Here is a 15,274-nt window from a genome sequence, read left to right on the forward strand (position 1 = left end):
TAAGCTATAATGTCACGACAAAGGTCGTCAGCGAACGGGCCGGTGCCTGATAGGAAAGCACACCGTCGCTAATCTTCACGGCAGGCAGGGCTTGGCAATCTTCCTCCTGACTGGTACGCCAAACTCGGACTTCCGGCTTGGCAGAACGGAACTTCTCCAAAGAGATCGTAGCCGTCTGTTCCTGTTCTGAGGTATTCAGCCAAGCAAAGACCAGTTCCTTTCCTGACGGAGAAACAGCGGCCAAGACCTGATCATGTCCAGACTCGATAAACGTATATCCTTGCTTGAAGAAACGGGTAATCTGCATCCGGACGTAAAAGTTCTTGATCGGTCGGTATACCTGTGTCTGGAAATTACCCCGCAATACACACCATTCATTATTATACTCTTCCATGATCTGCCAGTCCAGCCAGGCTTGTGGACGCATGATCCGCATATCATCAAAGAGTTTCTGTACGAGTAGCAAATTGCTTTCCAGTCCCGAACCACCCGAAGGTCCTGTCTCCGACTGCCAGAACGGCTTTCCGGCACGGGCAATCAGTTCACGAACCTGCAAGCGTTCTTCATTCGTACCACTATAGGTATGCGTATTCAGTTGTCCTAACTTCTCCCATATATCACCGGCTTCTTCATACGCCTGCTGCACCTTGAGGAAATGATTCAGGTTCGTTTCATCAGAAGCCGAGATCACCGTCTTCAATCCCGATTCCTTCAACATTGGATACAACTTCCGGATAATCCGTATCTGCGTTTGCGGCTCAAAATGACAACCTTCCTGCGAACCCTCAGCATACCAGTAATTCGAATACGATTCATTGAATGGCTCCAATGTCTTGAAATCTATCTGATAAGTATCCTTGTAATACTTGCAAACATCAATCAGATATTGGCAAAACATCTCTTCATATTCCGGCTTCAGATTATCTTTCAGAGGATCAGCATGTCCTGCCGCACAACCGCTCACCGTCATCCAATAGGGAGCCGAATTGGAAAAAGCCTCAAACACGGCATCTGGTCTCTTCTCCTTAATCTTGAGCAAGATCTTCCGTTGTGCTGCATCCGCATTCCAGTCATACGGAGCCTCCGGTGATGCCTTGAAGCCTTCCATCTCGGCCCGTTTACCTTTACCTTTCACCATGTGTCCGTCGGCATGTGACGGATCATCTCCACCTCCGATATTATACCGGAAAATATTCATGTTCAACTGATCCGGCGAAGTCAGCATATCCACAATCGAATCAACCTTTGCCTCATCCCATTTCCCCACCTGAGCAGCCCACCAGCATAACGAACTGCCCCAACCTTCGAGGGATTGATACGTTATTTCCGGCTGTAATACTACTATATCCTTCGTTTGATCCACATCCTTTGCCACAGCGTGAGTACCGAATAAAGCCAACCCCACCATAGCCATCACTAATTTTTTCATCATACTATATATTAGATTTGTTTTTGGTGGGTAAAGATAGGATAAACTGCAGTTGATATCAACATTTACTCTAATAATTCTTTTATAACATATCTACAAATAGTAGAGGTAACTCTACCTCTCATACGAATAATTCTAATTATTCAGCCTTCATAAAATGAATCAAAACATCTTTATTATCATAATTGGCTGCAGACACATATTGAATTTTATTCGAAAAAAAATCTACAGCTTCTTGATGTACATGACCTGCATAGATGCCGATTACCTCTTGACTATTAAATACTAAATTTCGAAATTGAAAAGTAATTTCACTTCCTCCGTCTTTCGGCCAAGGTTCTCTACGTTCTATCTTATAATAACAATCATTCTGTTGATTCCAATCCGGACTACCACAGCCATAATCAATATCGTGTCCAAACAAATAAAGAGGAATATGCAAAAACAAAACTATCGGCAGTCCCTTGTTTATCTGTTCCTTAAAAAAGGCAAGCTGTTCTTCTGTTATCTCAAAAGTAGAATTATCAATCACCACAAAATTAATATTATGGATGATCTGAGAACGAAACATTGGGTTAAATCCTTGATACAACGGCTTTAAATTCGATTGCGTCCATTTTTCTCTCTGAATAAAAGCAAATCCAGGCTCTCCTTCATAATGCCAGTCATGATTACCGGCTATATACATCCAATTCATTCCTGAATTATTTAATAATTCGTAGATATATTCAACAGATGCTAAAGATGGAAAATTAACAATATCACCTCCTAAAACGACAAGATCAGCTTCACTATTTTTAGCTTTTTCTAAAGATGCCATTAAAGATTTTTCTCTACCATTTGTTATACCATAATTTTCGGGATTAACAAAATCGCCCCCCATACGTTGTGTATATAAATAAAACTCTTGACCACGTTCATCTTCAACAGTAAAATGAGTATCTGATAAAAAAAGAACATTAAATGGAGTTTTTAAATTTTCCACATAATAATAAACATCTGAATTTTTAACAACAATATTATCTACAGACATCAAACTTCTGTCATTTTTATTAATATCCTCCCCACATCTTATAAAAAGAAATAACGATATTAATGAATAAAATATAACTCTCATAATTTCTTGTTTTTAAGAGACGTGCCTAAATTAACGCACGTCTCTTTTTCTATATTATAAAATCAATCAACTCTTGGATTAAAGCCTTATTTTAAAATCCACATAAGTTTATTTACACTCTCAACTCCATCCCATTGACGATCTACGGCAATAAGTAATTGCTCTTTATTATAATTTGTTTCCGATTCTGGATATAACCATCTCATTGGCATCTTATACTTATCATCATTCATATTCGTTTCTGGATTAATTGGCAATTCAGGGTATCCTGTACGCCTATAATCACAATAAGAATCCCATGCTAAATGAAGGAATGAAGCCAAATAAGCTTGTAACCATATTTGTTTCAATCGATCTAAGGATGTCCCACTTATTGCATAAGCTACACCATCCTCCTTTAAATACTGATCTATGTAATCGTCTGTGATATTCATTCCTTGATTATATTCGGAAGGGACTGTAGAACGAACAAAATCAAATGAAGCTCGGATTCCTCTTTCATAATAAGTTCTAGCAGAACCTGAAATCCAACCACGCTCTGCGGCTTCAGCCAATACAAAATTCATATCAGCAAAACCTAACCGAATCGAAGGAACACCAACATAACTTGACCTATAAACTTCATTAAGGCGACAAGACATTTTATTAGCAACTTTTTTTTGTTCATCATTGAAGACTCCAGCTGCATCTAATCCTTGATAAGCATTCCAGTCATTTTTATTCAATAAAGTTTCTCCATCTGGCAAATAAAGCGGATCAGTCAAAGCTTGCATTGGAGAAAAATAATAAAACAACCTATAGTCTTTTAATTTTTTCAAAGGATCAATAATCGTACTTGTACCTGCATTTGCATCTACCCACTTCATATTATCATAATGTAAAGGATTTTGTTGTCCACTTTTATCAGAATAAACGACTTGCAGATTATCTTCATTTCCTTCAAAAATATTTCCTTCTAATACTATTTGAGCAAATTTTTCTTTTATCTGTAGTTCTGATGTATCATCAGCTCTTTTCTGCAAAGCCATCAAAACTTTTAATCTAAGAACATTAGTCGCTTTTCTCCATTTTCTAGGATCACCATCATAAAATGGATCTCCAGAAAAACTAGAAGCATTAGAAAAATAATAATCTGCTTTTTCTAAATCTTCCAAAATGCCCTTAAATACATCTTTTTGTTCATCATATTTTGGATATCTAAAAGCATCTATTTGAAGGGCCTCACTATAAGGTATATCTCCCATATAAATTGTAGTTCTATAAAAAGCCCACCCTTTCAAATAATAATAAAGCCCTAAATAAGCATCTTTTTCAGAGCCAGATGCTAATTCTACCATTTTTTGAGCATTTGTAAGATTTCGTATCCTATCAAAATTATCTTTACCTAAGCGATTATATTGTATTTCATAAACGCGCTCCCCTTGAAAAATACGTTTACAAAGTAACTCACTATTTATATCATAAGCAGATTTAACATTATCCAATATTAATCCACTTGCTAACATTGCAGGGGTTACTTTATTTGTTGTATCTGGATTAGTATTTAAATCATCAAATGAAGATGTACAACTAAATGCTATGACTAACAACCCTATTATACAATATACGTATAATAACTGCATTATATATTTTATCGATTTCATATTCTTAATCTTTAAAAATTCACTTTTATATTAACACCTAAATATCTCTGAGAAGGAGCATTTAAGTCATCACTTCCAACGTCTGGATCTGCATATTTATATTCTTTTGCCCATAAAAATAAATTCTGCCCAGTTAAACTCACTGCAGCTGATTTCATACCTATTTTTTTACATAAAAATAAAGGTACATCATAAGTTAATGTTAAATCTCGCAATTTAAAAAATGTTTCATCTAATATGTTCTGTCTACAATGATTTACAACGCTACTATTATAAGTCATTGTATAACCTTCATAAGAGACAATAACATCATTGGGGGCAAACACTCGAGTATCACTAATTATATTTCCATCCGGATCTCGTTCCACACTGCCTGAAACGACTTTAACCCCTTCACCAATATATGTATTCTTACCATTTACAACCTCATCATATCTATATTGGTTATCTGTTTTAATATGAGCTCCAGAGTTCCATAACATCTGATGAGTTGTTGAAAAAGACAATCCACCTACTCTTCCGTCAAAAGTAAAGCTCAATGTAAATCTTTTATACTTTAATGTATTTGTGATACCCCATACTAAATCTGGCTCAGTATTACCAAACTTTGTCTGAAAATTCTGCATTATAGGCAGACCTCCGTTATGAATAAGATTTCCTTTAGAGTCCCGTTCCCAATCATAACCAGAAAGCCAATCCCATCTTGCACCTTCTTTTATCCAAGGCTTTTTAGTTGAATAATCTGGGTCTAATTTATGATATGTATATTTATCATGTCCCCAGTTAGTCAAAATATCCCATTGAAAATCTTTCCTTTTTATAGGAGTAGCCCCTATTGTTAATTCATATCCTTCTCTCAATCTTTCTTCTTTTGAATTAATCTGTATTGAACTAAATCCAGTTGAGGCACTTACACCACCATTAATAATAAAATCTGATTCTAATTTTCTAAAATAAGCAAAATCAGCAAATAATCGATTGTGAAAAAAATTAGCAGCTGTTCCAACTTCATATACTACCGATTTTTGAGGAAGAACATCACCTCCAATAAATGATGATGGATAATAAGCAGTACCTAAACCATCCCATACATTTGTAGAAACAGAATAAGCATTATTGTTATCATATACTCCCGCATCTTTTTTTGATGTCGTCCAAGATCCTCTTATTTTCCAAAAATCTAAATTCTTAGGTAATGAAACTAGCTCAGAAAGAACAACACTACCAGCTATAGATGGATAAAAATAAGAACGATTTCTACTTGATAAAGTAGAAGACCAATCATTACGTCCTGTTATATCTAAAAAATATGTACTAGCCCAAGATAAAGATAATTTACCATATAAACTATTGACTCTTTTTCTTCTTAATTCACTTTTTGCATTAACAGTATCTACACTTGCTTTTAATGAATAAAACCCCGGGACTGTTAAACCTCCTGATGTCTGATTATTCATGACATCATCTGAATAAAAATAAATATTTCCACCACCTAGAACATTCATATTTAGTTTACCCCAGGTTTTATCAGCCATTAACATCGCATCTGTATTAATGCTATAACCTGAATTTCTACTAATTCCATAAAAACCACGTTTATGCCAAGCGGCATTTGCACTCATTGCATTTCTCCATTCATTCTTAATTGAATAAAAATCTAAGCCACTCCTCAACATAGCTTTTAACCATGAATTAATTTGATACGATGTATTTAAATACGCGCTCAATTTATCTGTATCATAAGCATCTACAACTTCATATGCTTTAAAATAAGGATTATCAAAATATACGTCATCATACCAATTTTGCTGCTCATTTTCTTTACCTTCAACCCAATAATTTTTATAATCAAGTATATCGTAATCAGCGCCACCCCATATCACTAAATCATAAATATAGCTACCAGTATACCCTTTACCATGATCATTAGAAGATACACGCTTATTATACGAAGCAGATCCTTCTAATTTAAATTTTTTATAACTCATTTCACCTCCTATTGTATAGGTTATTTTATTTAATTTTTGATTGAGATACTGTCCTTTATTATACACATGAGTTAATGATGTTCTAAAAGAACCATACTTACCTTTTTGAGAAACACTAACATTATTATTCGTTATTGTGCTAAACTGCAAGAAATTCTTAAAATTATTTTTCCCTTTTGATGTTAATTCCATTTCTCTCCATTCGAATGTTTTAGGATCATATTGAACAGCAGTCCTCCCTATATCTAACTTATCTCCCCAAACATAACCACTATCATTATACTTACCTCCCGATCCAACACTATACGAAGTTTGAACCTCTGGAAATGCTAAATATCCAGCAAAAAACATTGTATTACTATTGATTTCGACATCAATCCCTTCAGACTGGGAGCCTTTTTTTGTCGTAATCATAATAGCACCTGATGAGCCACGTGCACCATATAAAGCAGAAGCTGTAGCACCTTTTAAAACATCTAAAGATTCTATATCATCAGAAGCAATATCATTTAAAGACATATTACCATATGGAACACCATCAATAATCAATAAAGGACTACTACCTCTCAACGTTAAAGATGGAGAGCTATTAAATTCAGTACTATTATTTATATTTAGGCCAGCAACTTTTCCTGTCAATGAAGTTCCGACATCTATAGTCTTTACAGATGTTAACGACTGAGCATCAACTTTTTGCACTGCATATCCTAATGCTTTTTCTTCCCGTTTAATACCCAATGCTGTAACTACTAATTCATCCAACGCTTCAGAATCTTCTTTTAGCACAATAGACAACTTCGTTTGGTTTCCAATCTTTATCTCCTGATTAGAATAACCTACATAAGAAACAACTAAAGTAGCCCCACTCGTCACTTCCAACGAAAACTTACCATCCATATCGGTAATGGTTCCGTTGGTGGTTCCTTTAACCATCACATTGGCACCGATAACAGGCATTCCTGATGGATCTACAATTGTACCTGTAATCGTTTTCTTTTGTTGTGAAGATGACGTCTGAGCAATGCTCCGCACAACTATATTCTTTCCTTTAATCTCATACGTCACACTTTGTCCGTCCAAAATCTGACGAACGACTTCTTCTACTTTTTGATCATCGGCATCAACCGATACTTTTTTCTTTGTATCTACATCTTCTGATGAGAAAACAAATGAGTAACCACTCTGTTTTTTCAGGGCGTCCATTGCCTGTTTGACAGTTACATTATTCATTGTCAAACTAACATGCTGAGCAAATGCGGTTCCCGAAAGGCAACAACAAGCCAGAGCCACACAAATGGCTTTCTTTGAATAAATCATAAATAAACTGATTTTTTGGTATTAGTAATAAATTCATTCGGGATCTTTCCAAAAGAACATTTATCTTTGCTCTGTCTTCAAAATCCACTTAACACTCGATGGGTATAAGGACTTAATAGAACCGGAAGATAGGCCAATTTCTCCGGTTCTTTTTTATCTTTATACAGTTAACAAATTCTTTTATCCTTTTTTCATGGGCAATCTCTTTTAAGATTATACATTTATTTCAAATAAATCACTTTTCCTTCTTCATGATATTTCAACTTCCCTGTTTCTGACAACATATCCAATACATCATAAATATTTTGTTCCAACTGATTAAACTGTCCGTAAAAACGGGTTTGTTTCAGATCTTCGTTTTCTATTTCTATCTGTACATGATAGCTTCGCTCCAACTCCCGGACAATATCCGGCAACAGATCCTCATCAAACAGCAAGATGTTCTCGGTCCAAAGTGTCGCTTCTTTCACTTTTGCCGATGTGATATCCATTTCTCCTGTCGCCTTATGCAATACCATCTTTTCATTGGGCGACAAATATCGAACGGCTTCTTCTTTCAACTGATTTTCCAATGCCACTTTTCCTTCCAATAGTTCTACAACGGCTTCTTCATCTTCCGGATAATTTCGAAAATTGAATTTTGTTCCTACCACAGTTACATTCACATCATGTGTCTGAACCAGGAAGGGCATTTCGTCATTTTTCTCTACTTTAAAATAACCTTCACCTTGAAAAGCCAATCTACGGTCACTTACACCGAACCCTTGCGAATAAACCATCTTGGAACCGGCATTCAGCCAAACTGTCGAACCATCAGGCAGTGTTAGTTTTGTTTTTGAACCCAACGGAGCTTCCACTACAATATCAGAGAAATTGCTCTGAATCTGCCGGCTTCCTTGCCAATAAGCAGTTACCGTTATCAACCCTAACAAAACAATTGCTACTGCTGCAACACTCCACGTCCGATACCACTTATAAGATTGTTTGCCGGATTGGTCCAATCCTGTCCGCTTCCTGAAACGTTCGAAAGCTTGATCAACATCATATTGCTGTGTATCATCCGCTACAGCCGATGATACCCACAGTTCTTCATCCGTCAGGTTACTTAAACCAGACTCGTTTCTATCTGTAATATGTTGTTGTTTCTCTTTCATAAGCTCGACTCTATTTTAATAGACAGGAAAAATAAATCTGCGGGTAGTGAAGATGGATATTTTTTTCAAAAAAATAATTCATTTCCTCAAAAGCATGGTAATGACAAGAAAGAGTAAAGGCAAATAACCTCGTAAACGCTCTCTTAAAAAAGACAATGCTCTTTTAATATGGTATTTTACTGTATTTACTGAAATACCTAACTCCTGCGCGATTTCTTCATTCTTTTTCAATTCAAAGCGACTTTTCTTGAATACGATCCGTGACTCTTCCGGCATTTCATCAATGGCCTTACTGATTTCCTGCTCCAATTCTTTTTCCAACAAAACACCAAGCGGATAAGTCGTATCTGCCTGAAAGATCAATGAAGCATCCAACGTTTCCAATGGCAATTCAGAAAAAGACATTTCCTGCTTATCCATTTCCTGAACCAATTGATTCAAACAGCGATTACGAACGGCTTGTACCAAATAACTGCGCAATGAAGTTGTAATCTCTAAATTCTCACGGATTTCCCATAAATGAAAGAAGGTATCATCTACAATCGTCTCTGCCCAAAACGAATCATGCAGAAAACCATTTGCCATTTTACATAAAACAACATAATGATGATCATACAAATGCCGAAACGCTTTTTCTTCTCCTCGCTTCAAGGCTTCAACCAATATCCGTTCATCAACCTTCATTTACAGGGAATCATATAAATTCCCTGCAATATAAATAAAATTTATTGACGTGTGCAAATCTCATACAACAGTTTAATCGGCACTTGATTGCAGTCAAACTATAAATTGTTTAGACCTCATACTTCATCTGATATTGTTTGTAAAAGATAAAGGCCAGAACAAAACCAATCAGTGCAAATGGAATACCTACCAACGCGGTATAGCGATAGTCGTGTGTAACCGCCAGGCCTCCGGCATACGCTCCTACTGCATTTCCGAAATTAAATGCCATCTGCACACAGGCTCCACCCAGCATTTCTCCACCTGGAGCAACCCGGATAATCAGCAACTGCTCCGGACTTGATACGGCAAACAGGCCGGCTGTACACAGGATCATCAGCAAAACAGACATCCAAGGATTGGACGCCAGGAAGAAAATGGCCAATAAAGTCAGACAAATCCCGGCCTGTACAACCATCGTCACACGTCCCGGTGTATAACGGTCAGACATACGTCCGCTGATCAGATTTCCAACAACCATTCCAAAACCGGCTAATACCATCAAAACGGAAAGACTGTTATCAGAAAAACCGGAAACATGGGTAAGTAACGGACTGATATAACTATACCAGCAAAATACGCCTCCATTACCTAAAGCTGTCGCACCCAAAAGTATCCAGGGAGCGGGTTTCCGTAAGAAACGGAATTGTCCCTTAAAGCCTGTATCCTGCAAACCTTCTACAAACGGAACCCAGCGACTTATATAATAAAGTACGATGACACCCCACAAGGCAACCAACAGGAAAGTAACACGCCATGAAAACAAATGACTTAAAGAGGTTCCTAACGGAACTCCGAACAGATTGGCTACTGTCATTCCTGCAATCATAATGGAAACAGCCTCTGAACTCTTGCCTTTATCAGCCAACTTCGAAGCTACAATCGAAGCCACTCCGAAATAAGCGCCATGAGGTAAGCCGGAAACAAAACGTCCTAACATCAGAATCCAATAATTTGGAGCCAGCGAAGCACACAGATTTCCGACAATAATCAGCGATACCAAGGCCATCAGAATCTGTTTGAGTGGTCTTTTACGGGTCAAGATCAGAACCGGAGCTCCACAACAAACGCCCAAAGCGTAAGCCGATATAAAATGTCCAGCTTTTGCAATGCTTATTCCGAAATCAGAAGCAACGTAAGGAAGGATTCCCATCATCGTAAATTCGGCTATGCCCAAGGCCAATGTACCGAACGCCAAGGCAATAAGACTCTTTTTCATCTTTATTTCTCTCTTTAAAACCTAAACAATAACTTTTTCTCTTCTATCACAGTCAAATAAAGTCTATAAGACTTTTCTTCATTTAAAGCAGCAAAATTACACTTATGTTCTTAAACATAAAATCAATCCTTCCTTGTTTTATCAACAATTAACTCATAAGGAGAAAAACAATCTAGTATGTTTCAATGACAAAACTACGACATTTTAATTTTTTGACAGCTGTCGAAAAGCTTTTCCATATATGTGCTAAAGCTTTTTGACAGATATGGTAAAGTTTTTCGACTACTGTCAAACAATTAATTGCCTACATTTGTTATATTTGTATCCAGTAATAATCTGATTAATTCTATACAAAGATGGGAGCAGAATACGCTTTATTCAAGAATCCGAATCCGAACAAGGAGGAAGATAATCCTACGCTACATGCCAGAGTCGTAGGAGGAATCGTAATTGATACCGAACATATCATCGACGAATTGCGGGAGGCTTCTTCGTTTTCTTCGGGTGATATACGCGGACTGTTGCAATCGCTGGCCGATTCGCTGGTATTTCATCTGAAACAAGGTGACGAAGTGGATTTGGAAGGTATCGGACATTTCAGTGTCTCGCTTTCTTGTTCGAAAAAGGTAACAAGTCCGAAAGAAATCCGGGCCGACGATATTCATTTCAAATCGGTTAATTTCAGATGTTCCAAAAAGATTTCCCAACGATTAAAAGGAATGGAGCTGAAACGCCGGGCCAATGCCAGCATTGATCCGTCGTACGATCCGGAAACCCGCTTGGCTAATATCCGGAAATACCTGGAAACGCATGATTCCATCATGAGTTCGCAGTGCATGAGTATCAATGCGTGCAGCCGTTACACGGCACTGAAAGACATTGAAACGCTGATCCAGGCCGGTGTTCTTAAAAAGATTGGCCGGAGAAAAACGGCTATTTACATTTTATCTGAATAAGGCTTCATGAAATCGAATCGTCTTTTACTAACCCTTGCCTGGTTGCTTGTTGCTTGGGTCGGCAAGGCTCAATATACAGAAGATATATTAGGTACAACTTACCAGCGACAAACAATCTGTATGCCCGATGACTATGAAGGAAAGACTGTGAGTACCCTCGTCCGGAAAGCAGAACCTCAAACCGGTCGAAGAGCTATCTTATATATTCATGGGTACAATGATTATTTCTTCCAAGCGCAACTGGGCGACAGTGTGGTAGCACACGGGTATAATTTCTATGCACTCGACCTGCGTAAGTACGGGCGTTCACTTCTTCCGAACCAAGATGCCTTTTATTGCCGGAGCCTGGATGAGTATTTTGCCGATATCGACACGGCTATTGCTTTAATCCAAAAAGAAGGGAGCCGGGAGATTATCCTGATGGGACATTCGACAGGCGGACTGATTTCGTCTTATTACTTAAAGCATCATCCGCAAGCTCCCGTTGTCGGACTGGCATTAAACAGTCCGTTTCTCGACTGGAATTTCGGCTGGTTCATGGAAAGCGTCGCAATCCCGACGGTATCTTTCTTGGGAAAGTTTTTCCCCGACTGGATTATCCAAGGAACCAGCGGAGATGCCTCGTACGCCAAAAGTCTGTTGCAAACCTTCAAAGGAGAATGGACATTCGATACTTCCCTAAAAATGCCGTTGGGTCATCCTAAAAAGGCCGGCTGGATACGGGCTATTCATTCTGCACAACAAGACATACAAGACGAGTGTGCCATCCAATGCCCTATCCTGTTGCTATCTTCTACGCGTTCATACCCGGAAACGAACGAATGGCACGACGAATATATGTCTTCGGATATCGTTCTTTCGGTCGATGACATCCAGAAGTTCGGGAAACAGTTGGGACCGAACGTGACGGCCCGAGAAATAGAAGGAGGCATACACGACCTGATTTTATCACCCAAACCGGCACGCGACCATACATATCAGATTCTATTCGGCTGGCTGGATTCGATAAAATAACTACCTTTGCCGCATGAGTATGAAAAGTATGAAAGGAAAATGGATCAAATACATTCCTCTGCTCGGGCTTTGCCTGCCGGTTTCCGGACAAGCTCAGGAGGAAATTGCCCAAGACGCTACCAGTTACCGGGCAGAACTGTTCGGTTCGCTAGCAACCGGCGACAATACACCCTTTTGGATGACAAGTAACCGATATGGAATCGTTCCGCTGGAAGGGAATAATACCTATCTAAAAGCCGGAGTATTTCACCAGCAACATTTCGGGAAAGGATTCAGATGGGGAGCCGGACTGGACCTGGTCGGTGTAACACCACGCAACAAACATGCGTATATCCATCAGCTATATGCCGAAATCGGATATAAATGTATAGAAGTCAGCTTGGGGAGCAAAGAACGATATCATTCGCTGGTAGATCCTTTCCTGAGTAGCGGAGATATGATTTACTCCAATAATGCACGTCCGATTCCGGAGATGAACATCAGTATTCCCCGTTTCACGACTGTTCCGCTGACAAAAGGCTGGTTACAGTTCAAAGGGAACTTCAGTGTGGGCCGTTCGTTCGACAGTGATTATTTATCCGACCGCTATGCCGAAAAATACACGTTTGTGGAACACGTCTTATGGCATCAAAAGTCCGTTTATTTCCAGATAAAAGACACTCGCGGAGATTTCCCTCTTTCAGGAACGTTGGGCGTACAACATATCGTCCAATGGGGAGGAACATCGACCGACCCGAAGATTGGAGAACAGCCACATTCCATCAAAGACTTCGTCCGAATCATGCTGGGAGCAAAAGGTGGAGGCGATGCCTCTCTTTCCGATCAGATCAATGTCCTCGGAAGCCATCATATTTCTTTCGACTTCGGACTCAAGTACCAGGCTAAAGACTGGAGCTTGCGTGGTTACTACCAACATTTGTGTTACGACAAATCAGGTATGGAATTCAAAAACGGAACCGACGGACTTTGGGGATTGGAATTAAACCTCCCTACGTTTCCTTGGTTGGAACAGTTTGTCTTCGAGTACGTAACTACCCGCAATCAAAGCGGACCGTTCCATTACATCTGGTTTGACCACGACAAACATCCCGGCCGAGGCGGCGGCGGCGATGACTATTACAATAACGGAGAGTATGTAACGGGAAATTCCTATTTCGACCGATCTGTCGGTTCGCCGCTACTGGTTTCTCCCGAATACAATACAGACGGTGCTCCCGGATTCCAGAACAACCGTGTCCGGGACTTTCATTTCGGTTTGAAAGGTTCATTCTCTCCGACAGTCAGTTACCGCTTCCTGCTGACAGCCATGAATACTTGGGGGACAGGCACAGCACCTCTTCTCAAGAAGAAAGACGGCATTTCTCTTTTAGCAGATATCCAATACCAGCATCCCAAACTAAAAGGATGGCAGTTTGGTGGTTCTATCGGAGCAGATACCGGTGACGTATTCGGTAACTCAAGTACCGGATTCAGCTTAAAGATCAGCAAACGAGGTCTGCTGAAGGCCTACAAATAAAAAAGCCTGGGTTCATTTGAACTCAGGCCATAAGTCTTGTGCAATGACTTGCTGTGTCTGATCAGCTATTACTTGCAATCCTTTATGCGATGTATCCATACCTTCGATTGAAATAGGTTCATGGATCACCATTTCCATAGCATGACGATGTAAATTCAACGAACCGATAGGCAAGACATGGAAAGGTCCGTTCAACGTGATCGGAACAATCTCCAGATGCTGGTCGGCAGCCATCTGAAAAGCTCCCTTCTTAAAGCGGATCATTTTACCGGTATAAGTACGTGAACCTTCCGGGAAGATCGCAATGGAAGCTCCATTACGTAAACATCTCTCGGCTTCCACTACCGAACGGGCAGCCGCCTTGGGAGTAGAATTATCCACAAAGATAAAACCAGCCGCCCGACAAGCAGTTCCGACAAAAGGAATCTTTCCGATTCCTGCCTTCATTACCCATTTGATCGGAACGCCCAAAAATCCATAAATCAAGAAAATATCAAATGCGCCCTGATGATTGGCGGCAAAAATATACGACTTCCCAGGCTGTAAATGCTCACGTCCTCGGACTTTTACCGGACAAAGCGCCAAATAACAGGTCAGCCTCGACCAAATCATACCCGGATAATAAGAGAAGATCTTTTCACCACCCAATAAACACCCAACAATTGTTGTTACCGCTGTAAGAATGGTCAGTACCAAAAACACCGGAACAAAAAATAACCATGTGTACAAGATATAAAATAGACGCATCACCAAGATTTTTTTGAATTACAGAACAAAGATAGAAGCTAATTTAAAAGGATTCATCATTTTTATTCTAAAATATTTTTTCAATCGGGTTATTATTGCTTTATTTGCAATAGAAAAAGAAATTTATAAAACATCTATAACCATGAGCGGATTGATTAAAAATTTAGGAGTTATCGTACTCCTTATCGGTGTAGTTATATTAGCTGTTCCGTTTTTGACAGGTAGTATGACAAATGGTATTTTACTTACTGGTTTGGCAGTTATCATTTTAGGCTATCTGGGCCATATCGTAATCAACAAACGAGTAGAATAAAATCTATTGTAAGTGAGAAATATCAAAGAGGCTGTCTCAAAATGAGATGGCCTTTTTTGTGTCTGCAAAAAAATCGGGCAAGTCCTAACTTCGCTCAGTCAGAACTTGCCCGTCTCCCTAATTTTTTGTATTTTAGGG

12 protein-coding genes are annotated in these 15,274 nt (G+C 39.0%); 4 read left to right on the top strand and 8 right to left on the bottom strand.

The window, feature by feature from the left end; genetic code table 11:
* Positions 1-4: 4 nt before the first annotated feature.
* The 7 genes from MUN53_RS15245 to araJ form a co-directional block, all read right to left on the bottom strand.
* Positions 5-1,432, bottom strand: a complete 1,428-nt coding sequence (locus MUN53_RS15245; protein WP_243326362.1) for a glycoside hydrolase family 30 protein — start codon at positions 1,430-1,432, stop codon at positions 5-7.
* Positions 1,433-1,568: 136 nt separating this feature from the next.
* On the bottom strand, positions 1,569-2,546 hold the full coding sequence (locus MUN53_RS15250) for a metallophosphoesterase family protein (RefSeq protein WP_243326363.1): 978 nt from the start codon (positions 2,544-2,546) through the stop codon (positions 1,569-1,571).
* An 86-nt stretch (positions 2,547-2,632) separates the two neighbouring features.
* Positions 2,633-4,189, bottom strand: coding sequence for a SusD/RagB family nutrient-binding outer membrane lipoprotein (locus MUN53_RS15255; protein WP_243326364.1), 1,557 nt, complete (start codon positions 4,187-4,189; stop codon positions 2,633-2,635).
* 11 nt (positions 4,190-4,200) lie between these two features.
* The gene (locus tag MUN53_RS15260; protein ID WP_243326365.1) at positions 4,201-7,494 is read right to left on the bottom strand and encodes a SusC/RagA family TonB-linked outer membrane protein; all 3,294 of its coding nucleotides are present in this window, start codon (positions 7,492-7,494) and stop codon (positions 4,201-4,203) included.
* A gap of 221 nt (positions 7,495-7,715) precedes the next feature.
* Entirely contained in the window at positions 7,716-8,648 is a 933-nt protein-coding gene (locus MUN53_RS15265; protein ID WP_243326366.1) for a FecR family protein, read from the bottom strand.
* A gap of 78 nt (positions 8,649-8,726) precedes the next feature.
* Positions 8,727-9,332 (bottom strand): RNA polymerase sigma-70 factor, encoded by a 606-nt coding sequence (locus MUN53_RS15270; protein ID WP_243326367.1) that lies wholly within the window; start codon positions 9,330-9,332, stop codon positions 8,727-8,729.
* Between the two features lie 109 nt (positions 9,333-9,441).
* Entirely contained in the window at positions 9,442-10,590 is a 1,149-nt protein-coding gene (gene araJ, locus MUN53_RS15275) for an MFS transporter AraJ (protein WP_243326368.1), read from the bottom strand.
* A gap of 356 nt (positions 10,591-10,946) precedes the next feature.
* Here araJ and MUN53_RS15280 point away from each other — a divergent pair, with 356 nt between their 5' ends.
* Genes MUN53_RS15280 through MUN53_RS15290 form a run of 3 tightly spaced genes read left to right on the top strand, consistent with a single transcriptional unit; the run spans position 10,947 to position 14,076 of the window.
* On the top strand, positions 10,947-11,546 hold the full coding sequence (locus tag MUN53_RS15280; RefSeq protein WP_243326369.1) for an HU family DNA-binding protein: 600 nt from the start codon (positions 10,947-10,949) through the stop codon (positions 11,544-11,546).
* Positions 11,547-11,552: 6 nt separating this feature from the next.
* Entirely contained in the window at positions 11,553-12,560 is a 1,008-nt protein-coding gene (locus MUN53_RS15285) for an alpha/beta hydrolase (protein ID WP_243326370.1), read from the top strand.
* A gap of 19 nt (positions 12,561-12,579) precedes the next feature.
* Complete coding sequence (locus MUN53_RS15290) at positions 12,580-14,076, top strand: capsule assembly Wzi family protein (protein ID WP_243326371.1); 1,497 nt, start codon at positions 12,580-12,582, stop codon at positions 14,074-14,076.
* A 12-nt stretch (positions 14,077-14,088) separates the two neighbouring features.
* On the opposite strand, the gene MUN53_RS15295 is transcribed toward MUN53_RS15290, so the two are convergent.
* Positions 14,089-14,826 (bottom strand): lysophospholipid acyltransferase family protein, encoded by a 738-nt coding sequence (locus tag MUN53_RS15295; RefSeq protein ID WP_243326372.1) that lies wholly within the window; start codon positions 14,824-14,826, stop codon positions 14,089-14,091.
* Positions 14,827-14,836: 10 nt separating this feature from the next.
* On the opposite strand from MUN53_RS15295, the gene MUN53_RS15300 reads away from it, so the two are divergent.
* On the top strand, positions 14,837-15,136 hold the full coding sequence (locus MUN53_RS15300; RefSeq protein ID WP_243326373.1) for a hypothetical protein: 300 nt from the start codon (positions 14,837-14,839) through the stop codon (positions 15,134-15,136).
* Positions 15,137-15,274: the final 138 nt, after the last annotated feature.

It is taken from the genome of Parabacteroides faecalis, assembly GCF_022809355.1.
Classification (GTDB): Bacteria; Bacteroidota; Bacteroidia; order Bacteroidales; family Tannerellaceae; genus Parabacteroides; species Parabacteroides faecalis.

Coding starts and splice junctions, on each gene's coding strand:
- MUN53_RS15245 (WP_243326362.1), bottom strand. CDS start 1,432: ATGATGAAAAAATTAGTGATGGCTATGGTGGGGTTGGCTTTATTCGGT.
- MUN53_RS15250 (WP_243326363.1), bottom strand. CDS start 2,546: ATGAGAGTTATATTTTATTCATTAATATCGTTATTTCTTTTTATAAGA.
- MUN53_RS15255 (WP_243326364.1), bottom strand. CDS start 4,189: ATGAAATCGATAAAATATATAATGCAGTTATTATACGTATATTGTATA.
- MUN53_RS15260 (WP_243326365.1), bottom strand. CDS start 7,494: ATGATTTATTCAAAGAAAGCCATTTGTGTGGCTCTGGCTTGTTGTTGC.
- MUN53_RS15265 (WP_243326366.1), bottom strand. CDS start 8,648: ATGAAAGAGAAACAACAACATATTACAGATAGAAACGAGTCTGGTTTA.
- MUN53_RS15270 (WP_243326367.1), bottom strand. CDS start 9,332: ATGAAGGTTGATGAACGGATATTGGTTGAAGCCTTGAAGCGAGGAGAA.
- araJ (WP_243326368.1), bottom strand. CDS start 10,590: ATGAAAAAGAGTCTTATTGCCTTGGCGTTCGGTACATTGGCCTTGGGC.
- MUN53_RS15280 (WP_243326369.1), top strand. CDS start 10,947: ATGGGAGCAGAATACGCTTTATTCAAGAATCCGAATCCGAACAAGGAG.
- MUN53_RS15285 (WP_243326370.1), top strand. CDS start 11,553: ATGAAATCGAATCGTCTTTTACTAACCCTTGCCTGGTTGCTTGTTGCT.
- MUN53_RS15290 (WP_243326371.1), top strand. CDS start 12,580: ATGAAAAGTATGAAAGGAAAATGGATCAAATACATTCCTCTGCTCGGG.